Source organism: Microbacterium sp. K35 (assembly GCF_004794375.1).
Lineage (GTDB): Bacteria > Actinomycetota > Actinomycetes > Actinomycetales > Microbacteriaceae > Microbacterium > Microbacterium sufflavum.
In genome coordinates, this window is record NZ_SSDM01000312.1 from 1 (window position 1) to 25,238 (window position 25,238).

Below are 25,238 nucleotides of genomic sequence, written 5' to 3' on the forward strand. Positions count from 1 at the left end.
AGGTGCGGGGCGGCGAGGCTCGCCTGGTGCAGCGCCCGCAGGGCTCCCTGCTCGGCGTCACTGCCGAGGTCGGTGGCGCCCCGCGCGAACCGGCGGGCGAGCAGCAGCAGCACGGTGAGCGCGATGCCGCCGAGCACCCCCAGCACCGCGGCGAGGACGACGTCGTTCATTCGTTCAGCCTAGGGACGCGAGACGAAGGGCGTCAGCAGCAGCGGGCACCGGGGTTGCGGTCCTGGTCGTCCATGCGCTGCCGCCAGAACTGCCTCTCGGTCAACGGTTCCTCGTCGGGGTGGTGACGGCGGTGATGGGCGACATAGGTCGCGTACGCGGTGTCGCCCATCAGCGTCGTCATGTACCAGCGGATGCCGCGCCCGGCCCGGCCGAGGGCGCTCCACAGCGCCCGCAGCGGGGTGGTCGCGGCATCCGTCCGATGCACGGTGTCGGTCATCTCAGTGCCGCGCGGCCGCGCGCTCCTCGGCGAGGATCGGCTCCCACTGCTTCTCCAGCTCGCGCTCCTCCGCGTCGGGGAGGAAGCCCGCGGGGGCGAAGCGCCGGGAGGCCACGGGGGCGTCCTCGGTGTTCTCTCCGCCGCCGTGGCGGATGGCCTTCACGGTCGCGATCACGGCCATGACGATCACGACGATCGCGAGCACCACGAAGATGATCGACAGCGTGCCCTGCACCGCGGTGTTGCGGATCACCGCCTCCAGCACCTGCGGCTCTCCGAGCGCGGTGTCTCCCGAGCTCAGCGCCTCCCGGTAGCGGAAGTGGTTCGCCCAGTATCCGATCGCCGGGACCGGCGAGAAGATCTTGTAGAGCGAGGCCGTGATGGTGACGACCGCGGTGAACGCGAGCGGCAGCGCGATGATCCACAGCCACCGGAAGTAGCTGCGGCCGCGCTTGGCGACGATCGCGAGCACCACGGCGAGCGCGATCGCGGCGAGCAGCTGGTTGGCGATGCCGAACAGCGGGAAGAACGTGTTGATGCCGCCGAGCGGGTCGGTCACGCCGAGGATGAGGATCGCTCCCCAGCCGGCGACCATGATCGCGGTGCAGATCCACACCCCGGGGCGCCACGACACGTCACGGAACTTCGGGAACCAGGCGCCGATCGAGTCCTGCAGCATGAACCGGGCCACGCGGGTGCCGGCGTCGACCGCGGTGAGGATGAACAGCGCCTCGAACATGATCGCGAAGTGGTACCAGAACGCCATGAGCGCCTGACCGCCGAGGGCCTGCTGCATGATGTGCGCGAGGCCCAGCGCGAGCGTCGGGGCGCCACCGGTGCGGGACACGATCGACTCCTCGCCGACCGCGGCGGCCGTGCCGGTGAGCATGTCGGGGGTGAGGTTCACGCCCGTCAGCCCGAGCGAGTTCACGAACGCGACAGCGCCCTCGACCGTGCCGCCGGTCGCCGCGGATGGCGCGTTCATGGCGAAGTAGATGCCCTGGTCGATGGAGATCGCGGCGACGAGGGCCATGATCGCGACGAACGACTCCATGAGCATGCCGCCGTAGCCGATGAAGCGCGTCTGCCGCTCCTTCTCCACGAGCTTGGGCGTGGTGCCGGAGGCGATCAGCGCATGGAAGCCGGACAGCGCTCCGCACGCGATCGTCACGAACAGGAACGGGAAGAGCGGACCTGCGAACACCGGGCCCATGCCGTTCTCACCGAACACGCTGATCGCGGGTACCGAGATCTCGGGGCGCACCAGCACGATGGCGCCGGCGAGCATCACGATCACGCCGATCTTCATGAACGTGGAGAGGTAGTCGCGCGGCGCGAGCAGCAGCCACACCGGCAGCACCGCGGCGATGAAGCCGTAGACGATGATGCCCCAGGCGATCGTGGTGCGGTCGAGGTGGAAGATCGCCTGCCCCCACTCGGTGCCGGCCACCCAGCCGCCGCCGATGATCGCGAACATGAGCAGCACGAAGCCGATGATCGACACCTCGGTCACCTTGCCGGGGCGCAGGTAGCGCAGGTACACGCCCATGAACAGGGCGATCGGGATGGTCATCGCGACGGAGAAGACGCCCCACGGGCTCTCCCCGAGGGCGTTGACGACGACGAGCGCGAGGATCGCGACGATGATCAGCATGATGAGCAGCGAGGCGATGATCGCGGCCGTGCCGCCGATCTTGCCGAGCTCCTGCCGCGCCATCTGGCCGATCGTGCGACCGCCACGGCGCATGGAGAAGAAGAGCACCGTGTAGTCCTGCACGGCGCCCGCGAGCACGACGCCCACGATGATCCAGATGGTGCCGGGGAGATAGCCCATCTGCGCCGCGAGCACGGGGCCCACGAGCGGACCGGCGCCGGCGATCGCGGCGAAGTGGTGGCCGTACAGCACGCGGCGGTCGGTGGGGACGTAGTCCTTGCCGTCCTGCTTGACCTCGGCCGGGGTCGCACGGCGGTCGTCGGGGCGGGTGATGTACCGCTCGATGACCTTGGAGTAGAAGCGGTAGCCGATCAGGTAGGTGCAGACGGCGGCGAACACGAACCAGATCGCGTTCACGGTCTCGCCGCGGACGATGGCGAGCATCACCCAGGCGACGCCGCCGAGCAGGGCGATCGCCGTCCAGAGCAGGATCTTCGGCAGGGTCCAGCGGCGGCTCTTCGCCTCGTGCTCGGCGGAGAGGGCGACGGGTGGGAGGGTCGGGTCGGTCTCGATGACGGGTTCGTCGTCGACGAGCCCGGCGCCGTCGCGGCGGCGCGACGAAGGTGCGGTCATGGGGTTCTCCTCGGTGGACGCATCATTGCGTCTTCCCACGCTAGGAAGCCCGCCCCGCGGTCGCGCGCCGATCGGCGGACGGTGCGACGAGCGGTGTCGATCACGCGATGAACGGACGCCCGCGGTACCCCGGCGGGCGCTGGGCCGCGACGACGGCACGGCCGCACGACGGGTGTCCGTCGTGCGGCCGTGTGTCACGCGTCCGTGTCCGGCGCTCCCCCGCTCACCCGGGAGCGTCGGTCGCCGGGGGCGGGGTCGGCGTCGGCTCCGGGTCCGGCGTCGGGGTGGGGTCCGGCGTCGGAGTGGGGTCCGGGGTCGGCTCCGGGGTCGGCGTCGGCTCCGGGGTCGGGGCCGGGGCGACGTCGGCCGGGGTGGTGACGGTCACCACCGTGCGCACGTCGGAGTCGCCGTACTGGACGAGACCGAGGTAGCGGGTGCCGGCGGTCAGGCCGGTCCAGCTCAGCTCATAGCTCGTCTTCTCCCCGCGCACCGCGGCGATGGGGTTCGGCGTCGCCGTGAACGCGCCCTGGTCACCGGGGAGCACGGTGGCGTAGGTCATGTCCCACGTCATCGGTCCGGTCGTCGCGTACACGTTCGCCACCACGAGGTAGGTGCCGGCGGTCGGCGTGGGCACCGTGACCTGCTCGTCGGCCGAGCCCGTCGCCGACTGCCAGCGCTCGTAGTAGCGCAGGTCGTCCGGCGCGACCACCCGGTAGACGGTGAGGTCGAGATCACTGCCCTCGTCGTCGGAGGAGTCGAGGTCGAACCGCGAGAGCGTGCCGCCCTCCGGCACGTCGACGATCCACGCCACGTCCTTGTTCGCGTCGCCCGAGTTCTCGTTCCCGGAGTGCCCCTCGACCGGGTTGTCCGGATCGGTGAGGAGCTGGAACGGGGTGAGACCCGAGAGGTTCAGTGCCAGATCGCCGTCGAGGCCGGGGATGATGTCGACCGTCGTGCTCCCGTCGACGCCACTGCCGGTGACCTCTCCCGGGGCATCCGCCGTGACCGGATACACCGCGATCGGCGAGCGCACCGTGTTCTTCGCGCTCGTCCAGGTGAGCGAACCGGTGGCCCACTGCTCGACCGGGGCGCTGGTGCTGTCGAACGTGACCGAGAAGGTCTTCGACTGCCCCGGCTTGTCGAACGTGAGCTGGGACGGCGTGACGGTGACGTTCACTCCCGGCACGGAGGCCTTCGCGGTGAACACGCCCTTCTCCGTCGAGGTGACCGTGCGGGTGACGGTCTGCGCGCTGGCCAGCGACCCGATCGAGATCGACGCCTGGTTCAGGTCGCTGCCGTCGATGGGCTCGATGCCGGGGAAGTCCGACAGCCCCTTCCCGTCGAGGAAGGCCGCCCAGTCCCGGAACCCGTTGAGGTACAGCAGACCCGGGTTCAGGTATCGCCGCGCGTCGACCTGCCCCGCGCCCTGCTCGAACGGGTCGGTGTTCTTCGAGCCGTCGGGGAGCACGGTGTCGGAGGCGGTGGTCATCATCGCCGAACGGATCTCCGCCGGCGTCGCCCGCGGATGCTCGCCCAGGTACAGTGCACCGAGGCCCGCGATGTGCGGGGAGGCCATCGACGTGCCGGAGAGGATGCCGAACGTCGGCTGCTCGCCCGGCGCGTTGTGCGTGGCGGCGAGGATGGCGACGCCGGGAGCGGCGACGTCGGGCTTGAGCACGTCGTTGCCGTCGGCCAGGACCGGGCCGCGGCTGGAGAAGCCCGCGATCTGCGGGGTCGGCGTGGTCACGCCGGTGGTGTTCTCGCCGACGAGGGTGATCGGACGGTCGACTCCGCCCCGCACATACGCGAGGACCGCGTCGCGGTGCACGGCGTTCAGGTGCACGGTCGGCACGGCGTGGAAGTCGTTGTCGAGCGAGTCGGCACCGCCGGGCACGTTCACCAGGACCATGCCGAGGCCACCCGCGTCCTTCACCACCTGCGACTTCTCGGCGCGCGCGTTGCCGCCGCGGTCGCAGACCACGATGTGTCCGGCGACCTTCGCCGGGTCGAGGGTGCCGGGCAGGCACAGCGTCGCGTCCACCGCTCCGGGTGCCGCGGCATCCTGTGCCGCGATCGAGGGCCCGGAGACGCTCTCACCGAACGGCACGCTCACCGAGGCGCCGGCCTGCGCGAAGCCGTCGAACTGCACGGTGCCCTCCCACGTGGGGATGGTGGAGGCCGCGACCGTGGTGTACCACGGCGAGGCGTGGTCGGCCGTGACCGGGTCGGGACCGTCGTTGCCGGCGCTGGTCGCGACGAACACACCGGCGGCCGCCGCGTTGAGGAACGCCAGGTCCTCTGGTGCCATCACGGTGCTCGCCGCACCGCCGCCGATCGAGTAGTTGATCACGTCGACGCCGTCGGCGACGGCCTGGTCGATCGCGGCGACGAGGTCGCTCAGCGCGCAGATGTCGTCCGTGGTCACGGTCGTGTCGGGCCCGACGTAGCAGGCCTTGTATGCGGCGACCTTCGCGCCGGGCGCGACGCCGGAGATCGTCCCGAAGTCGACGCCCCCGATCGCAGCCTCCACCCCGAACTCACCCGCCGCCGTGCTCGCCGTGTGCGAGCCGTGGCCGTCGCCGTCCCGCGGCGAGAGGTAGTCGTACTGGAAGTCGAAGCCGGCGGCCTGGGCTCCCGCGAAGAAGTACTGCCCGCCGATGAGCTTGGTCGAGTAGTCGCTCGTGTCCCAGTCCTGGCCCTCGACCATCGCGCCGCGGAACTGCCCGCCGTCGGACTTGTCGAAGTACACGTAGGTGCCGTCGGTGTAGGGCTGCTGGCCCTTGTGCCGGGCGTTCTGCTTCTTCTGCTGCTTGAGCTTCTTGCCCTCGAACGACGGGTGCTCCGGGGCGATGCCGGTGTCGATCACACCCACGACGACGCCCTCTCCGGCCTTCTTCACGCCGCCGGTCTGCTGCCACACCCCGCCGCGGCCCTTGCGGTCGTCGCCGAGGCCGAGGTAGTCGGTGGAGGTCAGCGCGTCGGGGTGACGGATCTCGTCGGGGAACACCCCGAGAACGTCCTTCGAGGCCCGGAGCTGATCCACCTGCTCGCCCGTGAGGTCGGCGCTGAACCCGTTGAGCACGACCTGGTACGTCGTGTCCGGCGTCACGCCGACGTCGTTGATGAGGGTGGACTGCTCGGACTCGAGGTGCTTCACATAGCGCTGCGCGTCCTGCGACTGCGTCTCGAGCTGTTCGCCCTCGGCCGGCTTCGTCGCCTTCAGCCCCTTGACGTCGCCCTCGTAGCTGGCGAGGGGGTCGGCCTTCATGACCACGATGTAGTGCCCGGGGGTTCCCGCGACCGGAACGGGGTGTGTCACCTCCCCGGTCGCTGCGTGGCCGGCGGTTGCCGTCGATGCGATGAACAGCGTGGCCAGGGTGGCGGCCGCTGCCATCCGGAGGGGTGTTCGACCCATATCTCGCTCCCGATGATCACGGTGCAGCGTCGTTGCCGCACCGCGGATCACGATAACCCCGCTCCTCGGCGCCGGATCGAGAACTGAACGATGGTCCTCCCCGGTCGTGCCGATCGGCCAGGGTGCGCGACGGCCGGGTCGGGCGAAGGTCGCCGGTAGGCTGGAGGGGTGGCCCGAACCCCCGTCCTCACGACCCGCGTGCTGCTCGTCTGCGCCGCGATCGGTGTCGCGACGGGCCTCCTCGGCGGGATCGCCGGGTGGGTCACACCGGTGCTGCTGGCGAGCCCGCTGCTGTTCCTCTACGGGCTCGTGCTCGGGTCGCACGTGCTGCCGGGCATCATCGCGCAGGAGGTGCTGCGGCTGCCGCTCGTCGCGCTCATCACGCACGTGTTCGCGGCGCTCATCGCGAGCGCGTTCAATCCGGCGTGGGCGCTGCGTTTCATCGGCACCGCGCTGCTGTTCGGGCTCATCCAGGAGGGGGTCGCCGCGCTCACGCGGTACCGCTCCTGGGGCGCCTGGCGCTTCTTCGTCTCGGCCGCGATCATCGGCGTGATCGTCGCGGTCGTGGTGTTCTTCGCCGCCCACCTGTCGGTGATGCCGGTGTGGGCGCAGATCCTCTACCTCGCGATCTCGGTGCTCGGCCCGATCGCCTGGACCGCGATCGGCCTCGCAGTCGGCACGTCGCTGCGCCGGGCCGGGGTCGCCCGCCGCTAGCCCCGGAGCCTCGCTGGATAACACAGGTAAGGCTCAGCTAAGTTAGAGGTACACCCTCCGTCGAGCCCGGGACCTGCCGTGCGCCCATCCGCGCCCCTCCTCCGCGTGCGCGAGCTCTCGCTCACCCACGCCGGTGCTGCGCACCCCTCCCCGCGCGATGTGTCGTTCGACATCCGGCCCGGCGAGGTCGTGCTGCTGCTCGGTCCGTCCGGCTCCGGGAAGTCCACGCTCACCCTGGCGCTCAACGGCCTCATCCCGCACGCCCTCCCGGCGACCATGACCGGCACGGTCGAGGCGGGCGGGCTCGACACCGCGGACACCGCGACCGCGACGCTCAGCACGCACGTGGCCATGGTGTTCCAGGACCCGGACGCGCAGATCGTCACGGGCACCGTGTACGACGAGGTGGCGTTCGGTCCGGAGAACCTGCTGCTCCCCGTCGAGGTGGTGCGGGAGCGCGTCGCGGAGTCGCTGCGGCGCGTGGGCCTGTGGGACCGCCGCGACGACAACCCCGACCACCTGTCCGGCGGCGGGCGGCAGCGGCTCGCGATCGCCTGCGCCCTCGCGATGGGGTCGCCGCTGATCGTGCTGGACGAGCCCACCGCGAACCTCGATCCGCAGGGCATCGACGACGTGTACGCCGCGCTCGCGGAGGTGGTGGCCGCTGGCGATCGCGCGATCCTGCTCGTGGAGCACAACCTCGACGCCGCGATGGCCTTCGTGACCCGCACGATCGTGCTCGACCGGGAGGGGCGGGTCGCGTTCGACGGACCGGCCGCGGAGACGATCAGGGCGCACGCGGACGAGCTGCTCGCGATGGGCGTGTGGCTGCCGGGGGCCACCCTCGCGGCGCTGCGCCTGCGGGAGCGGGGGCACCGGTTCGATCCGCTGCCGCTGACCCCGGACGAGCTCGCGACGGCGCTCGCTGTGCGCGACGCCGTGCCCGACGCATCCGGCGCGTCCGACGAATCCCGCGAATCCGGCGCCGCCGCGAACCGGCCCGGCGAGTCGATCATCCGCACGCGAGGGCTCACGGTGAAGCGACGGCGCACCGAGATCCTGCACGGGGTGGACCTCGATCTGCCCGCGGGCAGCCTCACCGCGATCGTCGGGGCGAACGGGGCGGGCAAGACCACGCTCATCCAGGCGCTCGCCGGTGTGGTGCCGCCGCCGAAGGGGCAGGTGTCGGTCGACGGCATCGATCCGGGCACCGCCTCCCCGCGGGATCTCGCCGCCCGCATCGGCTTCGTGTTCCAGAACCCGGAGCACCAGTTCATCGCGGCGACCGTGTTCGACGAGCTCGCCCACGGCCTGCGGCTGCGGCACGTGACGGACGACGAGATCGCGGCGCGCGTCGCCGAGATGCTCGACCGATTCGGGCTGACGCACAAGGCCGACGTGCACCCGTTCCTGCTGTCGGGCGGCGAGAAGCGGCGGCTGTCGGTCGGCACCGCCCTGATCACACGGCCCCGGGTGCTCGCCCTCGACGAGCCCACGTTCGGCCAGGATCGCGCGCGCGCCACCGAACTGCTCGCCCTGCTGCGGACCCTGCGCGCGGAGGGCACCACGATCGTGCTCGTCACGCACGACCTCTCGCTGGTCGCCGAGCACACCACGCACACGGTCGTGCTCGCGGACGGCCGGGTGCACGCCGCCGGGCCGACCGCGGAGCTGTTCGCCGACCCCGCGGTGTTCACCGACGCGAGCCTGCGCCTCCCCGACGTGCAGCGCGTGCTCGCCGCCGCGGGTCTCACCGCGGAGTCCCCCGCACGCACCGCCGCGTCCGGACTCATCCCCGCACCCGCCCCCGCACCCCGATCCCCCGCTCCGGACCAGGAGGCGTCGTCGTGAGCGGCAGCACCGGCACCGTGTTCGACCCGTACGCGCGTCTCACCGCGACGGCGCCGCACCAGTTCCTGTATGCGCTCAACCCGCTCGCGAAGGTCGCGGGGTTCGCTCCCGCGATGGTGCTGCTCGTATTCGTGCGCGATCTCGCGACGCCCGCCGCGTTCCTCGCGCTCGCGTACGTGCTGATCCTGTCCGGAGCCAGGGTCACCGGGCGGCTGCTCGCGCTGCTGCTGCTCGGCCTGCCGTTGGGGATGCTCGCGGTCACCGTCGGGTTCTCGCTGTGGGTCGATGCCGCACGGGTCGACGGCACCCCGGCGCTGCTCTCGGTGGGCGACTGGACGCTGTACAGCGGCGCGCTCACGATCGGTGCGGCCACCGCGCTGCGGTTGGGGGCGATCGTCGCGCTGGCGCTGGTGGGCGGCCTCACGACCAGCGGCTCCGACCTGGTACGGGCGAGCGTGCAGCAGCTGCGGGTGCCGTACCGCATCGGGTACACGGCTCTGGCGGCGTTCCGCTTCGTGCCGCGGTTCGGGCACGAGCTGGCGGTGATCCGCGCGGCGCACCGGGTGCGCGGCTATCACGGCGGGCGCGGTCCCCTCTCCCGCATCGCCCGAGGCTGGGGGTACATCGTGCCGCTGCTCGCCGGGGCCATCCGGCATGCCGAGCGCGTGGCCCTGGCGATGGATTCCCGGGCGTTCGGCGCGCATCCGACGCGGACCGAGCGGCACCTGGTGCCGTTCCGCGTGCGCGACACCGTGTTCACCGTGGCGATGCTCCTCACCTCGGCGGCGATCTTCCTCGTCTTCTTCCCCTGGCAGCTCCCCCTCTCCTGAAAGGCACTCCATGGCATTCAGCAAGATGGTCAAGCCCGAGACGACCGAACTCCTGCACCTCACCGTGCTGCGCTCTGAACGGCTCTCGTCGCACTGGATCCGCGTGACGCTCGGCGGCGGTGAGATCGACCGGTTCCGCCCGATGGGGTACGACCAGTGGTTCCGGCTGTTCCTGCCCATCGGCGGCGAGGCCGGCCTCGACCGGGTGCCGGCGAAGGCGAACAAGATGCTCGGCTACCTCAAGTTCCTGCGCATCCCCGACGGCGAGCGGCCCGTGATGCGCAACTACACGGTGCGTGCCTTCCGGGCGGCGACCGCCAAGGCGGGGGCGGAGATCGACGTGGACTTCGTGTTGCACGGTTCTGCGGCCGACGGCACGGCGGGCCCGGCGTCGCGGTGGGCGGAGACCTGCGAGCCCGGCGAGCACGTGCTCATCATCGACGAGGGCCTCACGTTCAACCCGCTGCGGGGGACCGATCGCGTGGTGCTCGTCGGCGATGAGACCGCGCTGCCCGCAATCGCCGGGATCGCCGCCTCGCTCCCGGCGCACGCCACCGGCACCGCGATCGTCGAGGTGCCGGCCGACGACGACGCCCTGGACTTCCCGCGCCCTCCGGGGCTCGACGTGGTCTGGATCGTGCGCCCCCACGACGCGGCGCCCGGCGCTCTCGCCCTGGAGGCGCTGGGCCGGAGCGAGCTTCCGAGCGCGCCCTTCCACGCCTATGCGGCCGGGGAGCAGTCGCTGGCCTCCGGTGCCCGCAGGCTCCTCGTCGGCGAGCGCGGCGTGGACAAGAACGCCGTGAGCTTCTGCGGGTATTGGAAGGTCGGTGCGGCGTCGCCCGCGTCGAAGGCCGCCCGCGAGGCCGCGTCGGAACCCCTCGCATGAGCGCTCAGGATACGGCCGACGGCGCACCCCATCGCATGAGCGCGCCGGACGGCGATGTCTCCGGCAGACGACGGCGCTTCCGCTTCCCGACGGCGCTGCTGCTGACGTGCGCCGCGCTGGGCGTGGCCGGCGGGCTGCTGCTCGCTCCCGCGAACTGGGTGTCGACGATCCTGTTCCCGGGGCTGCCGTTCGTGAGCGTCGCTCTCGCCGGCCTGTGGCTGCTGCCGTCGGTGATCGCCCTGCGCCTGCTGCGCGCGCCGCTCGTGGGTCTGCTGGTCGGGTTGCTGGCCGGGCTCGTGATCGTGCCGTTCTCCGGGTACGGCTTCGGCAGCGTGGCGACGAACCTGTGGTGGGCGGCCTTCACCGAGCTGCCGTTCCTGTTCGTGATGTGGCGCTACTGGGGCACGTGGCTGCACTACGTCGGGGCCGTGGTGGTGGGGGTCGTGTATCCCCTGCTCGCGTGGGCGTCGTTCGACCTGGGCGGTTTCACCCTTCCGGTGCAGCTGCTCTTCTTCGCGATCACACTCGCGAGCTGTGTCGCCGCCACCGCCCTCGGCATCCTGATCGCTGATCGCCTGCGCGCCGCCGGAGTCGGCCGCGGCCGCTGACCGGCTCGCGTCGCGCATCCCACCGGGTCGAAGCGTCGTGCCCACGGAGTCGACCCGACCCCCCGTCAGGCGGCGATGTCGAAGCGGGCCCGCCCACCGAGCCGAGGCGTGCGTGCGGGGTCGATGTACTGCGGAGGCACGAACCACACCCTCGCCATCCCGCCGCCGCTACCACCGCCACCACTGCCGCGTTCTCCGCTGTCGATGTGGATGTCCCACCCGTTGTCGTGGATGCGATGGTGACACGTCTCGCACAGCAGCACCCCGTTGGACAGATCCGTCGGCCCGCGGTCGCGCGACCACCACCGGATGTGATGCGCCTTCGTCATCTCCGGCGGCAACCCGCACATCGCACACCCCCCGTCCCGCTCCACCAACGCCAGCCGCTGCGCCCGGGTGAACAACCGCTTCTCCCGCCCCCAGTCCAACACCTCACTGCCCCCGCCGAGCACACACGGGATCACCCCGCCGCCCGCCGCCATCCGCCGCACCGCCCCGACGCTCACCGGCTGATCGATCCCGTCCACCTGCGCCGACCCCGACCCGGCCTCCAGATCCCCCAGACCCACCCGCACCACCACCGTCGCCCCGGCCAGCGGCAACCGCGCCGCACACCCGAGCACGTGCCCCGCGAACGCCGCCAACGCATCCGCCTGGATCATCGGCACCGTACGACGGTCCGCATCCGGCGCACCCGCATCCGGCGCCTCCTGACGCGCCGCGAACGCTGCCGACACGAACCCCCGGATCGCCGCCACCACCGGCGCCGCCGTCTCCGCATCCAGCACCGCGTTCAGATGCACCATCCCGTCACGCTCGAACAGCGTCAACGACCGACGCGACCGCTGCTCCTCCGCCCGCGGCTCCACCCCATCCGGATCGACCCACGCCTCCGCCCGCACCACCAACCGCCGCACCTCATCCACCGACAACCCCGCCGCCTGCTCCACCAGCACCCGCTCGGCCTCCGCCACCCGAGCAGCACCCACGGCCACGCGGCACCGGTCGAGCATCGCGACGATCAGCGCGGCCGCCGGCGCACCGAACGCACCCGCAGCCAACGCCTCCCGCACGGACGGGTACTTCGCCGGCAGTCGCTGCCCCAGGAGGTCGGCGCGCGGGGCCGTGGCCTCGCCCACCGCCACCAGTCGCGCCGCCTCTCCCGTCGAGACTCCGGTCGTCGCGGCGATCAGCCTCGCCGGGTTCCGATAGCCCTGCTGCTTCGCCAGGCTGCCGGCACCGAGCTCAGGCCGCGACTCCCGCGCGATGCCCGCTCCCACCGACACGTGCACCGCGTCGAGGCGTCTCCGCAGCACGCCGATCGCGTCGTTCACCGCGATCAAGTGCTCGCGGTTCAGGTCGGTCGGATCGCCCACGCCACCCCACGCGGCGTCGAGGCGGGACATCGCCTCGTGCAAACCGGAGAGTGTGGACATGCCCCGATTCTACCGTCGACGGGTGCGAGTTTCGTATCTTTGTTCGAATCGAGAACCGGGATATCGGGGGCGTGAGGGCCACCGACGACCTGCATGGCCCGCATGGTGGTGCCCGACGGAACGAGCTCGGTCAGCACGATGCCGAGCGCCCGAGCACCCGGGGGGAGCCTCCGACGTACGGGTCGGAGCGCCGTGGGGACGGAGCCCGCGGACGGGAGGCGACAGGACACGAGCCGCCCGCGTCGATCCCCCTGTCGAACGGGGGCGGCTCCCCGCTACCCTGACGACACATGCCCTTCGAGCGAGAGTGAGTCTGCCGTGGCGGTCGCAGTGAACGTGGACAATTTCACCCGGGTCGAGACGGATACGATGATCGACCGGATACTGCCTCTGGTCGGCGGGATCGGGATCTTCCATCACGACCGGGAACTCGCCCCGCTCGACCAGCAGCCGGTGATCCGGCAGAACCGGGACACCCTCTACTCGGTTGCCGTCGTCGATCTCAGCGGCGGAGATGCCGTCCTCACCGTGCCGGAGGTCGGCGATCGCTACATCTCCGTAATGGTGATCAACCAGGACCACTACATCAACCACGTCTACCACCGCCCCGGCACCTACACGCTGACGACGAGCGAGTTCGAGACGGACTACGTCATCGTCGCCGCACGGATCCTGTTCAATCCCGCCGACACCGCCGACCTCGACGCCGTGCACGACCTGCAGGACGCGCTCACCATCACGACAGCCGGGGATCGCACCTTCACGCATCCCGACTACGACCCCGCAAGCTACACACAGGTCCGTGAGGCGCTGCTCACTCTGGGGAGGGCGATCGGCGGCCTGGGCGGAAGCTTCGGCCGCAAAGCGGAGGTGGATCCCATCCATCACCTCATCGCCACCGCGTCCGCCTGGGGCGGACTCCCCGACGCCGAAGCCTCCTACCTCAACATCACGCCGAACCTTCCGCAGGGTCGCTACACGATGACCTTCACCACGGTCCCCGCCGATGCGTTCTGGTCCGTGAGCGTCTACAACGCCGACGGCTACTTCGAGCCGGACGCGACCGGCAGGACCAACATCAACTCCGTCTTCGCCGAGACCGATGCGGACGGGTCGACCACCATCCATCTCGGCGACTTCCCGAGCGACACCCCCAACCAGATCCCCCTCCCCGACGGCTGGAACCTCCTCATCCGCCTCTATCGGCCACGCCTCGCCGAACTCGCGACCTGGGAGGCGCCCGCGATCCGCGCCGCCTGACGGACGGACCATCGCGTCCTCGGGCTACTTCACACTCCCCTGGGTGAGCCCGCCGACGAGCCACTTCTGCAGGAACAGCGCGAGCAGGTAGATCGGGATGAGGCCGGCGAGGCTGGCTGCGGCCATCTGCCCGAACATCACCTCGCGGCCGCCCTGCATGAGCGCGATGCCGACCGGGAGGGTCTGCGAGTCGATGCTCTGCGTGAGCAGCAGCGGGATGAGGAAGTCGTTGTACGCGAGGATGAACACGATGATCGACACGGCCACGATGCCGGGCGCGGTGAGCGGGAGGATGACCGCCCACAGGGTGCGCAGCGGTCCGCAGCCGTCGATCTGCGCGGCCTCGTCGACCTCGAACGGGATCGCGCGGAAGAACCCGTCCAGCAGCCACACGGCGACCGGGGTGAGCAGCAGGCCCTCCACGATGCCGAGCCCGATCACGGAGTCCATCAGCCCGGCAGTGCGCACCAGCACGAACAGCGGGATGATCGCGACGATCGGCGGGGCGACGTAGGCGGAGACGATCAGCCCGAGGGTCTGCTTCCCGCCCGCGCGGAGCCGCGCCATGGCGTAGTTGGCGGGGATCGAGACGACGAGCGACACCAGCACCGCCACGAGCGCGGCACCGAGGGAGTTGCGCAGGTAGGTGAGGATGGGCCAGTTCTCGAACGCGCCGACCCAGTTCTCGAACGCGAGACGCGAGGGCAGGATGCGGGTGGACAGGATGTCGTCCGGGCTCTTGAACGACATGCCCACCATGTACAGCACGGGCAGCAGGGCGAGCACGATCGCGACGAGGATCACGACCCACTTCACGACGGTGACGAGCACGGACGGGCGACCGGGGCGCGAGATGCTCGAGGTGCGGCTGCGACGACGACGGCGGCGCGCGTCCGGCACGACCAGCGTGACGGTCGCGCTGTCGGAGGCGTGGTCGGAGGTGCGGAGTGTGAGCGACATGTCAGCTCTCCCTGTGCAGGCGCTGCCGGACGGCGTTGAGCGGCAGGATGACGATGGTGACCAGCACCAGGAACGCGATGGTCTGCGCGGCGGCAGCCCCCACGTCGAAGGTCTGCAACCCGGTGCGGTAGATCTCGAAGCTGCTGACGGTGGTGTCGAAGCCGGGTCCGCCGCCGGTCATGATGAACACCAGGTCGAAGACCTTGAACGACACCACGAGCTTGAGCAGCAGCACGGTGACCAGGCTCGGCAGCACGAGCGGGAACGTGATGCGCCAGAACGTCTGCCACACCCCGGCGCCGTCGACCTGCGAGGCCTCGTACACCTCGGTCGGCAGGGTCTGCAGCGCGGCGAACACGAGCAGCACGCAGAAGGGCGTCCACTGCCACGCGTCGACCACGATCAGCGAGACCATCGCCGCCGGGCTCGAGCCGAGGAACAGGAACGGCTCGGCGCCCGGGCTGAACGACTGACCGATGTTGTTGAGCAGCCCGCCGGTGGGGGCGAGCATGAGCTTCCAGATCACGCCCGCCATCACCGGCGGCGTCATCAGCGGCAGCAGGAGCAGCACCCGGATGATCCGTCCGCCCTTGACGGCCGCGTCGAGTGACAGGGCCACCACGAGACCGGCGACGAGGGCGATCAGGGCGGACGGGATCGCGAAGAGCAGCGACCTGCCGAGGGACGGGAGGGTGACCCCGTCCCCCAGCAGTGCCGCGAAGTTGTCGAACCCGACCCAGTCCGCGAACGGACGCCCCAGCGACGAGTCGGAGAACGACGCGGCGACGATGTAGGCGAGCGGGTAGATCGCGATGATCACGATCGCGAGGATGGCGGGCGCCAGCAGGGCGCGGCCCGTCCACGACGCGCGTCGGGCGCGGCGCCGGGAGGTGACGGGTTGCGACATGAGCTGTCCTTTCGGGTTCGACGAGGCGATCAGTCGGCCAGGGACTGCCAGGTGTCCCAGGTCTGCTGCATCGCCTCTTCCGCGGTCAGGCTGCCCTGCAGCATGAGCGCGAGGTTGTCGCTGAGCGACTGGATCATCTCGGGGGCCTGCGGCGAGGTCGGCCAGGACTGCGCGTTGGGCAGCACCTGGGCGGCGACGGCCGACACCTCCGGCGCGAACTCGATGTACTCCGGGCTCTCCAGGGTGGAGGTGCGCGTGGGGTCGACACCGGAACCGGTCGTGGTGATCAGCTTCTCGTTCGTCTCCTTCGACGAGGCGAACGCGACGAACTGCTTCGCGAGGTCCTCGTCGCTGGCGTTCGGGCTGATGCCCATCGCCCAGCCGGCGTTCAGCGCTCCGGAGACCTTGCCCTCGGGTCCGACCGGCAGCGGCGCGACGCCCCAGCCGTCGACGATCTTCGACTGCTCCGGGTCCTGCGCGAACACGCCCAGGTCGGTCCAGAACTCGATCATGCCGACGGAGCCGGAGAGGAACTGCGGCAGCGCCTGCTCGAACCCGATCTCCAGCGGGCTGGGCAGCGCCGAACCGGAGGCATCGAGCATCGACTGTGCCGCGGCCACCGCGTACTCGGTGTCGAGCTGCGGCATCTGCGGGTCGATCGGGTCGGGCGACATGGTGGCGAGGCGGTTGAAGAAGGTCGAGCCGATGTTGAACGCGCTCTTCGAGCCGAGCAGGGCGTTGCCGTACACGCCGTTCGCCTTCTCGGCGTCGGTGATCTTCTGCGACACCTCGACGTACTCGTCCCACGTGGTCGGGACCTCGACGCCGTTCCGTTCGAAGATCGCCTTGTTGTAGAAGAGCACGTGCGTGTCGCCGTCGATCGGCAGCCCGTAGGTCGCGTCCTCGTACTGCGAGTAGGGGCCGAAGATCGCCTCGATGAAGTCGCCCGAGTCGATGTCCTCGTCGGACTCCACCCAGTCGGTGATGTCGGCGAGGGCCCCGGCGTCGGCGAGCGCGCCGACCGACGTGTACCAGTACTGGATGACGTCGTAGTTGTTGGTGCCGGACTGCGCGTCGAGGATCGCCTTGGTCTGGATCTGGTCGTAGGGCACGACCTCGACCTCGACCTCGACGCCGGTGGAGGCCTCGAAGTCCTCCTCGAGGATCTTGCCCGCGCCCTCCTGCGGGGCGGCGATGAGGACCTTGAGGGTCTTGTCGCCGCCGTCGCCGCCGGAGCCCCCCGCGTCGCCGGAGCAGCCGGCGAGCACGAGGCCCGCGACGGACGCCAGGGCGATGACGGGCAGGGCACGGCGCGTCAGCCGCGCGGGGGATGAGGAGCGTCGTTGCACACTCATGGTGCTGTCCTTTCGATGTTCTTTCTCGGGTGAGGGGTTCGTGCTCGGGTGAGGGTGGTGCGGGTTCAGGGCGCTCAGGCGTCGGGCGTCCAGGGGCGGTCGACCTTGTCGCCGTCGACCCAGGGGGTCTTCACGAACACGGCGCGGAAGGTCTCGTCGAACGGGTTCCGCACGAAGTGCTCCTCGTGCGGTGCGGCGCGCAGCACGTCGCCGGTCTCGACGACGCGACGGGTGTCGCGGTCGAGCCAGATCTCGGCGCGCCCCTCGATCACCACGAACGACTCGGTGTGGTGCTCGTGGAGGTGGTTGGCGAACTCGTCGCCGGGCCGCAGCACGACCACGCCGAACGCCGCGTCGTCGCCCTGCGCGAGGTAGCCGGGGCCCCAGTCGCCGAACCGGAGGGCGGCCTCGGCGCTGCGCAGCACGTCGGCGCTCATGCGAGCACCCGCGTCTCGGTGGCCTCGCGGAACAGCTCGTAGGCGTCGGCGGGGTCGGTGTCGTCGTGCACCACGGCCCGCACGGCCTGCATCATGGCCGCGGGGTGGGCGCTCTGGAAGATGTTGCGGCCCATGTCCACTCCGGCGGCCCCCGCGCGCACGGCGTTCGAGGCCATCGTGAGGGCGTCCAGCTCGGGCAGCTTCTTGCCTCCGGCCATGATGACGGGCACCGGGCACCCCGAGACCACGTCCTCGAAGCCCTCCTCGCAGTAGTACGTCTTCACGAGCTGGGCGCCGAGCTCCGCGATGATGCGGGTCGCGAGACCGAGGTAGCGGGCGTCGCGCACGAGCTCCTTGCCGACCGCGGTCACGCCGAGCACCGGGATGCCCGCGTCGTAGCCCTGGTCGACGAGCGTGGTGAGGTTGCGGATGCTGCGGCTCTCGTGCTCTCCGCCGACGAACACCTGCACGGCCACGGCGTCGGCGTGGAGGCGCACCGCATCCTGCATCGCCATCGCGGTGTACTCGTCGGAGAGGTCCTTGAGGATCGACGGGCCGCCCGAGGCGCGCAGCACGAGTCCGGCCCTGGTCGCCGGCGGGATCGAGGTGCGCAGGGCCCCGCGGGTGCCCATGAGGGCGTCGGCGTGCGCGGCCAGCGGCGCGATGTTCAGGTCGATGCGCTCCAGCCCCGAGGTGGGTCCCTGGAAGTAGCCGTGGTCGAACGCGAGCATCACGGTGCGCCCGGTCTGCGGGTCGAGGATGCGGGACAGGCGGTTCTGCATGCCCCAGTCGAGGTTCGCCGCTCCCCGGATGTTCTGCGTGAAGCGGACGGCGGGCTGGTCGGCGTGGAACTGCTTCGCGGAGGCGTTGCCTTCGAGGTCTGCCATGGGGTGTCTCCTTCGGTGTCGGGTGGTCGTCGTGGTCGTCAGCCGGCGTGACCGGCGGTCGAGAGTCGGGCGGGGGGCGGGTCGAGGGGGCCGCGGGCGGCGCCGGGCGGGGTGAACAGCGGGGGCAGGTCGGCGCCCGAGATCGACATCACGTCGCGGTAGACGCGGTGCCAGCGGGCGGTCACGGCGCGGTACCGCTCGTGCTCGGCGGGGTCGACGCGCTCGATGCGGTCGGGCTCGCCCATCGGCGGGAGTTCTGCGCCGACACCTCGGGCGGCCAGCCGGGCGGCACCGTACGAGGTGGCCTCGGGTGCGGGCGTGACGCGGGTGTCGAGCCCGGTGACGCCCGCGATGACCCGCGGCCACAGGGCGCCCGCGCTGGATCCCCCGGTGAACGTGACGGCGCCCTCGGCGACCGCGCGCCCGGCGGTGAGCGACGACAGGATCTCGAGGTGCGCGCTGGCGACGATCGCCGCGGACTCCTCGATCGCCCGGATGAACGCGCCGCGCGAGGAGCGGGCCGCGTCGTTGATGTCGAAGCCGACGAACGCGGGGGCCGCGTGGTGCCAGGCGTCGGCCTGCATCACGTTCGCCGTGGTCGCGACCACGCCGTTCGCCCCCGCGGGGACCTCGTCCGCCCACTGCTCCATCACGGCGAATGCGGAGGTGCCGGCCGCGCGACCGAGCTCGGCGGCGTCGGGGCACATCGCGTCGCGGAACCACCGCATCGCGAGGCCGGAGAGGAAGCCGATGCCCTCGACCATCCAGGTGCCCGGATCGACGTGGCACAGGGTGCGCAGGCGCCGCTCCGGGTCGATCAGCGGCTCCGTGGTCACGGCCGTGGTCTGCCAGAAGGTGCCGGCGACGATCGTCGGCAGCCCCTCGCGCGCCGCGATGCCGTGCAGCGCGAGCTGCGTGTCGGCGCCGCCCGCGACCACCGGCGTCCCCGCGGGCAGCCCGGTCGCGGCCGAGGCCTCCGCGGTCACGGCACCGACGACCTGCCCGCACTCGACCACGGGCGGCAGGATGCGACGGTCGATGCCGACGAGCCCGGCGAGCTCGTTCGACCAGTCGCGCGCCCGCAGGTCGAACAGGGCCGAGCTGGAGCCGCTGGTGGGCTCGGTCACGAACGCCCCGGTGAGCCGCGTGGTGACCCAGTCGCTGAGCATCCCGAAGTGGCGGGCGGCGGCGAGCACGTCGGGCTGGTGGCGGGCGATCCACCGCAGCCGGGCGGGGGCCGTGATCGACACCCAGTCGCCCGCGGTGCGGTACACCTCGTCGGCCACGCCCTCGGCCACCAGCTCCTCGGCCTCGGCGCGCGCCCGGCCGTCGGTGTTGGGGCACGCCCACAGCTCGCGCCCCTCGGCGTCGGACAGCACGAAGCCCTCGCGCATGCTCGACGCGGCGACCGCGGCCACGCGTCGCTCGCCCAACCGCGCGACCACCTCGGACACGGCGCCCGCGATGGCCGTCCAGCCGCCATCGGTGTCGAACACGGTGCCGCCGGGGTGACCGGGCACGGCGACGTGGGTCCACTCGCGGGCGGCCTGAGTGACCAGGCGACCCTCGATGTCGAAGGCGAGGGCACGCGCGGAACCGGTGCCCGCGTCGATCGCGAGGAAGACGTCGCTCAGCGCTCCCATCGCAGCTCACCTCCCGCGAGGAACCGCTCGATCTCGGCGGCGAGCATGTCGGCGCCGCGGGCGAGGGTCTGGTGGGTGGCGCCGGCGAGGTGCGGGGTGAGGATGAGGTTCGGCTGGGCGACCAGGTCGCGCCACGGACCGTCGGGCTCGTTCACGTCGAGCGCGACACCGGCGAGGTGTCCGCTGCGCAGCCCGTCGAGCAGCGCCTGTTCGTCGACGAGCGACTCCCGGGCCGTGTTGATCAGGAACGACCCCTGCGGCATGCGGGCGATCTGCTCGGCGCCGATCAGGTGGCGGTTGTCGGCGGTCGCCCTGGCGTGCACGCTCACGACGTCGCTGCCGGCGAGCAGCGCGTCCAGGTCGGACACGATGGTCGCATCGGTCACGGTCGCCGGATCGACGTAGGGGTCGTACGCCGCGATGGTGGCGCCGAGCGCCCTGGCCCGCGCGGCGACGAGCCGGGCGACGTTGCCGTAGCCGATCAGCCCGAGGCGCAGGCCCTTCACCTCGCGCCCGAACCACCTCGCACCCTCGAACGTCGACTCCGCGAGCGGCCGCCCCTCGGCCACGCGCTCGTCGACGTCGCGCAGCGATGCGGGCACGTTCCGCACGATCGAGATGAGGAACCCGATCGTGAGGTCGGCCACGGCGTCGGCGTTCTTACCCGGCGTGGTGGTCACGCGCACGCCGCGCTCGCGGGCCGCGGCGAGGTCGACGTTGACGGGTCCGCCGCGCGCGCAGCCGAGCAGCCGCAGCCCGGGGAGCGCGGCGAGCACGTCGGCTGTGAACGGCGCGGCATGGAACGCGACCACGTCGTACCCCTGCGCGAGCCGCGCGACCTCGGCCGGGTCGCCCTCGAACTCGTGGATCGACGAGGCGTCCCACGTCGGCTCCGCGATCGTCATGGTGGCCGTGTCCACGGGGATCCCCCGCTGCGCGAACGCGCGGGTGAACACCTCGGCGGTCATGTAGCTGTCGCCGATGACGAGGATGCGGTGGTCGGTCATGTGCGGGTCTCCCGGTGGGGTCGTGGGGCGGGTGCGGGTCAGCGGAGGGCGGCGGGGTAGCGGCCGGACGCGGTCTCGTTCGAGATGCCGGCGGCGTCGAACCCGGTGTCGACGCTCACGCGCAGACGGTCGGTGCGCACGGATGCGCGGGAGAAGTCGATGGGCTGTCCGCCCTGGTCGTACGCGACGGCCTCGACCACGACGATCGGGTGTCCCGGCTCCACTTCGAGCAGCCCGGCCAGCATGCGGTCGGCGGACACGGCCTCGATCGTGCGGTGCATGCGCGCGATGCGCACCCCGGTGACCCGGGTGATGGCGGCGTACAGGCTCGCGCGCGGGTCCCGCAGGTCGGGCAGCACCCCGGCGAACCGCGTCGGGAGGTAGTTGATCACGTGCACGGCCGTGCGGGCGCCGACGGCACGCACGCGCTCCAGCACGAAGCCCATGCCGTCGGCGGAGTCGCGTCCGACGACCGCGGCCGCCCACGACGGCAGCGGCTCGATGCCCGCGCGGAGGATCTCCGAGCTCAGGGCGCTGCGGCCGTCTTCGCTGTATTCGCCCAGCAGGCTGGGGGCCGAGGGCAGCGTCCAGGCGGAGGGGCCCTGCGCGCGCTCGACGAAGGCACCCTTGCCCTGCTGGCGGGAGATGATCCCGGCGGTCTCCAGTCGCGACAGCGCGTCGCGGACCGAGGTGCGGGAGGCGGCGAAGTGGGCGCGCAGCTCGTTCTCGCTGGGCAGGCGGTCGCCCGGACCCCAGGTGCCGTCGGCGATCTGCGCCTCGACGGCGCGCATGATCTGGAACCAGATGGGTGCCGTCGACGTGCGGTCGAGCGGCGGCAGGGTGAGCGGGGACATTCCGGCCTCTTCGGTGAGCGGGTGCGGAGACCTCGGCGTCTCCGAGCCGGACGACTCCTGTCCGGACATGTATCGATCATCGCGGAGCACATGTCTCCTCTGAAGAGACAAGTCAGAACTTCGCCGCCGCGATCCCCTCCCGGCTCTTTATATGGGCGCGATCAGGCTTTTCCTCGCGTCATCCGCCATCGACGACCGTGCTCGTCCCGCCCGGCCCCGCCCACTCGACCCTCCCCGTCGATACAAGTCCTCCCCCGTCCGCGTCTCGTCACCCCTCGGCGACCCCCACCCCCTCCCGTGAGGCGGGATCGAGGTCAGAGCGCGAGGTGAAGTCGCAGCGCCTCGTCGAGCGCGCCCATCAGCTCCGCGGGCACCCAGCCCACGGGGCGCACGATGCGGGCCACGGCGATGGTGCGCACCTGCTCGGCCTGCGCCTTGCTGTCTCGGTCGAGGCCGGTCGCGGCTGCGGGCAGCAGCACCTGGAAGGGCCACACGCGCTCCGTCGCCGTCGTGAGCGGCACCACGGTGACCGTGGCGCCCGGGCGACGGATCGCCACCGCGTTGGCGGTGTTGTTGCTCACCACGACCGCCGGCCGCGTCTTGCGCGCCTCGGAACCGACGCCCGGGTCGAACGAGGCGAGGACGATCTGCCCACGGCGGAGCAGCGCGACCGCGACGTCACTCACGCCGAAGCCAGGCCATCGTCGGCGGCGGAGTCCCACTCCTCGTCGTACCCCTCGCCGTAGGCCTCGGCATAGGCGTCGGCGAGCCGGCTCTCGCGGAGGAGCCGAACCGCGTCCTGGATCGCCGCCGACCGGGACGGGTAGCGGCCCTCGAGCGTCTGCGCGTCGAGGAAGGCGAGGTCGCCGTCCGGCAGACTCAGGCTGATCTTCGCGGTGCTCACGCGGTCATCCTACCGTGGTACCACCACGGGTACCACCGCCCCCATGCCCGGTGCGGGACGGAAAACGCACCCCCCGGCGCCTTCCGGGGCGCACTTTCGATCCCGGACGCGCACCCCCGGGCCCGCCGCCCGGATGCGGGATGGAAAACGCACCCCCGAATGGCTCCGGAGGTGCGTTCTCGATCCCGCGCGGGGGCGCAGGCGGGCCGGGGGTGGGGTCAGCGCTTGCCGGCGATCTGACGGCCGACGATCTCGCGCATGATCTCGTTCGTCCCGCCGTAGATGCGGTGCACGCGCGCGTCGAGGAACGCCCGCGCGATGGGGTACTCGGTGATGTAGCCGTAGCCGCCGTGCAGCTGCACCCCGGCGTCGAGCACCTCCCACTCGCGCTCGGTCGCCCAGAACTTGACCTTCGCGGCCTCCTCGGCCGACAGCTTGCCGTCCTTGTAGGCCAGCAGCGCGCGGTCGATGTAGGCCCACAGCGCGTCGACCGTGGTGGCCATGTCGGCGATCTGGAAGCGGCTGTTCTGGAAGTCGATGATCCGCTCGCCGAACGCCTCGCGGTCGCGGGTGTACGCCACGGTCCAGTCGAGGGCGGCCTGCGCGGCTGCGGCACCGGCGACCCCGATCGACAGGCGCTCGAGCGGCAGGTTCATCATCAGCTGGATGAAGCCCTTGCCCTCGACGCCGCCGATGAGGTTCTCCTCCGGCACGAACACGTCGCTGAACGACAGCTCGGCGGTGTCGTGCCCGTGGAAGCCCATCTTGCTGAGCTTCTTGCCGTGCTCGAAGCCCTCCATGCCGTCTTCGATCAGCACGAGGCTGAAGGCGTCGGGGCGGTTGCCCTCGCCGGTCTTGACGAACGTGACGACCAGGTCGGCCGTGGCGCCGGACGAGATGAACGTCTTCGCGCCGTTCACGAGGTACCCGCCGTCGACCTTCTTGGCGGTGGTCTTGATGCCGCGCAGGTCGGAGCCGGCGCCCGGCTCGGTCATGGCGAGCGCACCGACGACCTCGCCGGTGGCCATGCGCGGCAGCCACTTCTGCTTCTGCTCCTGCGTGCCCATGTGCACGAGGTACGGCACGGCCAGGTCGTCCTGGATGCCGAAGGCTCCGGCGAGCGAGCCGGCGCCGGCGGCGATGACCTCTTCGTTCACGATCGCGCGGAAGCGGTAGTCCTGCAGCATGCCCGCGCCGCCGAACTCCTCGGGGACCGACAGGCCGATGATGCCCGCCTCACCCGCGGCGCGCATGGTGTCGCGGTCGACCTCTCCCGCGGCGTCCCACTTCTCGATCGCCTCGCCCGTCACGTGGCGCTTGACGAAATCCTTGACGAGGTCCCGGAAAGCCTCGTGGTCCTCTTCGTAGATGTCGCGTTCCATGCCGTCCTCCCGAACGTGTCGTGCCTCATTGCTCCGGCGATTCTACGGCCGACGGCGGGCCCGGCAGGGGACATTGTGAGAATGCATCCCACGGATCGTGACACTCGGTACCGGGGTTGTGGGAAGCCTCAATCGGCTCATCGACGGCGCGGCGGGACGCGGCGGGATCGCCGACCGGGAGACTCGGGGCATGCAGGAAGTCTGGCCGTACATCACCGCCCTGTGGTTCACCGTCGCGCTCCTCGCCGGAGGATTCGCCCGCACGCGGGGGCGCTCGGCGTGGGTGTGGTTCCTGCTGACGCTGTTCACCGGACCGATCGCGGCGTTCCTCCTCGTCGTCTGGCCATCCGTCGAGGCGCGCAGCCCGCGCTGAGGGCAGCCGGGCGTCAGTGCGCGTAGTCGGGCGCCGCGGGCAGCCCGAAGAACTCCTCGAGCGTGTGATACCCGCCCTCGTGGTACGCCGCCGCGAGGTCGACGCCGACGTACCGCAGGTGCCACGGCTCGGGTGCGTAGCCGGTCACGGGCGTGCCGACCTCTTCGTAGCGCACGATGAAGCCGAACTCCCAGGCGTGCGCGGCGACCCAGTCGCTCTGGCCCGTGCCGCCGAACCCGTCGAGGCCGCCGCAGCCCGCATCGCACGCCACCACATCCAGCGCCAGGCCGGTCTGGTGCTCGCTGTGCCCGGGGCGCGCCGAGCCGGCGTCGGCCTCGGCCTGCCCCTGGGCACGGACGTGCGAGTCGTAGGTCGAGACCTGGAGCCCGTACGAGCGGTAGCCGTTGTTCGCGCCCAGCCGCCCGACGCCTGCCGCCTGAGCGGCATCGGCCATCGCGCCGACGGCGGCGGCCACGTCGGGGCGCACGAGGCCGGAGGGCGTGGTCATCTGCAGGGGCACGGCGTCGAGGAGCGCCGGCTCGTAGTCGGCCGGGGTCAGCGGAAGACCCTTGTTCACGACGACCCAGACGCGGGCGGGGTCGGTCAGCGAGATGCACGGCGCGTTGCCGGCGACCACCGCCTCGCGGAACGCCGCACCGCCACCGAACCCGGCGATCGTCGCCGCGTCGTCACCGTTCGCGATGGCCTGCTGCACTCCGGGCTCGGCGCACGGGTCGGCCGCGGGGATCGCCGCCGTCCGCACCGCCGGCACCTGCGCGACCGCGACGGGCCGC

General features: G+C 71.4%; 23 protein-coding genes. 7 read left to right on the plus strand and 16 right to left on the minus strand.

Annotated elements, in window-relative coordinates; genetic code table 11:
- Positions 1-202: 202 nt before the first annotated feature.
- The 3 genes from DW299_RS12315 to DW299_RS12325 form a co-directional block, all read right to left on the minus strand.
- Positions 203-448, minus strand: coding sequence for a YbdD/YjiX family protein (locus tag DW299_RS12315; RefSeq protein WP_205812761.1), 246 nt, complete (start codon positions 446-448; stop codon positions 203-205).
- A 1-nt stretch (position 449) separates the two neighbouring features.
- The gene (locus tag DW299_RS12320) at positions 450-2,735 is read right to left on the minus strand and encodes a carbon starvation CstA family protein (RefSeq protein ID WP_136036760.1); all 2,286 of its coding nucleotides are present in this window, start codon (positions 2,733-2,735) and stop codon (positions 450-452) included.
- Positions 2,736-2,958: 223 nt separating this feature from the next.
- Positions 2,959-6,129 (minus strand): S8 family peptidase, encoded by a 3,171-nt coding sequence (locus DW299_RS12325; RefSeq protein WP_168443135.1) that lies wholly within the window; start codon positions 6,127-6,129, stop codon positions 2,959-2,961.
- Between the two features lie 189 nt (positions 6,130-6,318).
- Here DW299_RS12325 and DW299_RS12330 point away from each other — a divergent pair, with 189 nt between their 5' ends.
- From DW299_RS12330 to DW299_RS12350, 5 genes are all read left to right on the plus strand, one after another.
- Positions 6,319-6,864, plus strand: coding sequence for an ECF transporter S component (locus DW299_RS12330; RefSeq protein ID WP_136033981.1), 546 nt, complete (start codon positions 6,319-6,321; stop codon positions 6,862-6,864).
- 78 nt (positions 6,865-6,942) lie between these two features.
- Positions 6,943-8,715, plus strand: coding sequence for an ABC transporter ATP-binding protein (locus DW299_RS12335; protein ID WP_136036762.1), 1,773 nt, complete (start codon positions 6,943-6,945; stop codon positions 8,713-8,715).
- Positions 8,712-9,545, plus strand: coding sequence for an energy-coupling factor transporter transmembrane component T (locus tag DW299_RS12340; RefSeq protein ID WP_136034022.1), 834 nt, complete (start codon positions 8,712-8,714; stop codon positions 9,543-9,545). Before DW299_RS12335 ends, DW299_RS12340 begins: the two co-directional genes overlap by 4 nt.
- Positions 9,546-9,555: 10 nt before the next feature.
- Positions 9,556-10,431: a siderophore-interacting protein gene (locus DW299_RS12345; RefSeq protein ID WP_136036763.1), complete on the plus strand. Its 876-nt coding sequence runs from the start codon at positions 9,556-9,558 to the stop codon at positions 10,429-10,431.
- Entirely contained in the window at positions 10,428-11,039 is a 612-nt protein-coding gene (locus tag DW299_RS12350; RefSeq protein WP_240745397.1) for an ECF transporter S component, read from the plus strand. The genes DW299_RS12345 and DW299_RS12350 overlap by 4 nt, the downstream gene beginning before the upstream one ends.
- A 65-nt stretch (positions 11,040-11,104) precedes the next feature.
- Here the strand turns inward: DW299_RS12350 and DW299_RS12355 are convergent, their stop codons facing one another.
- The gene (locus DW299_RS12355) at positions 11,105-12,475 is read right to left on the minus strand and encodes an HNH endonuclease signature motif containing protein (RefSeq protein WP_240745398.1); all 1,371 of its coding nucleotides are present in this window, start codon (positions 12,473-12,475) and stop codon (positions 11,105-11,107) included.
- A 369-nt stretch (positions 12,476-12,844) separates the two neighbouring features.
- On the opposite strand from DW299_RS12355, the gene DW299_RS12360 reads away from it, so the two are divergent.
- The gene (locus tag DW299_RS12360; RefSeq protein WP_240745399.1) at positions 12,845-13,735 is read left to right on the plus strand and encodes a DUF1254 domain-containing protein; all 891 of its coding nucleotides are present in this window, start codon (positions 12,845-12,847) and stop codon (positions 13,733-13,735) included.
- 24 nt (positions 13,736-13,759) lie between these two features.
- Here DW299_RS12360 and DW299_RS12365 read toward each other — a convergent pair whose 3' ends face one another.
- The 11 genes from DW299_RS12365 to DW299_RS12415 form a co-directional block, all read right to left on the minus strand.
- Positions 13,760-14,695, minus strand: coding sequence for a carbohydrate ABC transporter permease (locus DW299_RS12365; protein WP_136036765.1), 936 nt, complete (start codon positions 14,693-14,695; stop codon positions 13,760-13,762).
- Between the two features lies 1 nt (position 14,696).
- Positions 14,697-15,602, minus strand: coding sequence for a carbohydrate ABC transporter permease (locus tag DW299_RS12370; protein WP_136033990.1), 906 nt, complete (start codon positions 15,600-15,602; stop codon positions 14,697-14,699).
- A gap of 29 nt (positions 15,603-15,631) precedes the next feature.
- On the minus strand, positions 15,632-16,957 hold the full coding sequence (locus DW299_RS12375) for an ABC transporter substrate-binding protein (RefSeq protein ID WP_136033993.1): 1,326 nt from the start codon (positions 16,955-16,957) through the stop codon (positions 15,632-15,634).
- A 74-nt stretch (positions 16,958-17,031) separates the two neighbouring features.
- Positions 17,032-17,394 (minus strand): cupin domain-containing protein, encoded by a 363-nt coding sequence (locus DW299_RS12380; protein ID WP_136033995.1) that lies wholly within the window; start codon positions 17,392-17,394, stop codon positions 17,032-17,034.
- On the minus strand, positions 17,391-18,281 hold the full coding sequence (gene lsrF, locus DW299_RS12385; protein WP_136036766.1) for a 3-hydroxy-5-phosphonooxypentane-2,4-dione thiolase: 891 nt from the start codon (positions 18,279-18,281) through the stop codon (positions 17,391-17,393). The genes DW299_RS12380 and lsrF overlap by 4 nt, the downstream gene beginning before the upstream one ends.
- Before the next feature lie 38 nt (positions 18,282-18,319).
- On the minus strand, positions 18,320-19,924 hold the full coding sequence (locus tag DW299_RS12390) for an FGGY family carbohydrate kinase (protein ID WP_136036767.1): 1,605 nt from the start codon (positions 19,922-19,924) through the stop codon (positions 18,320-18,322).
- The gene (locus DW299_RS12395) at positions 19,912-20,931 is read right to left on the minus strand and encodes an NAD(P)-dependent oxidoreductase (protein ID WP_136034001.1); all 1,020 of its coding nucleotides are present in this window, start codon (positions 20,929-20,931) and stop codon (positions 19,912-19,914) included. Before DW299_RS12395 ends, DW299_RS12390 begins: the two co-directional genes overlap by 13 nt.
- Before the next feature lie 38 nt (positions 20,932-20,969).
- Positions 20,970-21,854, minus strand: coding sequence for a GntR family transcriptional regulator (locus tag DW299_RS12400; RefSeq protein WP_136034003.1), 885 nt, complete (start codon positions 21,852-21,854; stop codon positions 20,970-20,972).
- A gap of 245 nt (positions 21,855-22,099) precedes the next feature.
- Positions 22,100-22,471: a type II toxin-antitoxin system PemK/MazF family toxin gene (locus tag DW299_RS12405; RefSeq protein ID WP_275090590.1), complete on the minus strand. Its 372-nt coding sequence runs from the start codon at positions 22,469-22,471 to the stop codon at positions 22,100-22,102.
- Positions 22,468-22,689 carry a ribbon-helix-helix domain-containing protein gene (locus tag DW299_RS12410; RefSeq protein ID WP_136034005.1) on the minus strand — a complete coding sequence of 74 codons (222 nt, stop codon included), beginning with the start codon at positions 22,687-22,689 and terminating at the stop codon, positions 22,468-22,470. Before DW299_RS12410 ends, DW299_RS12405 begins: the two co-directional genes overlap by 4 nt.
- 218 nt (positions 22,690-22,907) lie before the next feature.
- Positions 22,908-24,071, minus strand: coding sequence for an acyl-CoA dehydrogenase family protein (locus DW299_RS12415; RefSeq protein WP_136036768.1), 1,164 nt, complete (start codon positions 24,069-24,071; stop codon positions 22,908-22,910).
- A gap of 190 nt (positions 24,072-24,261) precedes the next feature.
- Between DW299_RS12415 and DW299_RS12420 the strand changes: the two genes are divergently transcribed.
- On the plus strand, positions 24,262-24,444 hold the full coding sequence (locus tag DW299_RS12420; protein WP_136036769.1) for a hypothetical protein: 183 nt from the start codon (positions 24,262-24,264) through the stop codon (positions 24,442-24,444).
- A gap of 13 nt (positions 24,445-24,457) precedes the next feature.
- Here DW299_RS12420 and DW299_RS12425 read toward each other — a convergent pair.
- A partial coding sequence (locus tag DW299_RS12425) for a M15 family metallopeptidase (protein WP_136036770.1) occupies positions 24,458-25,238 on the minus strand: 781 nt, incomplete at its 5' end.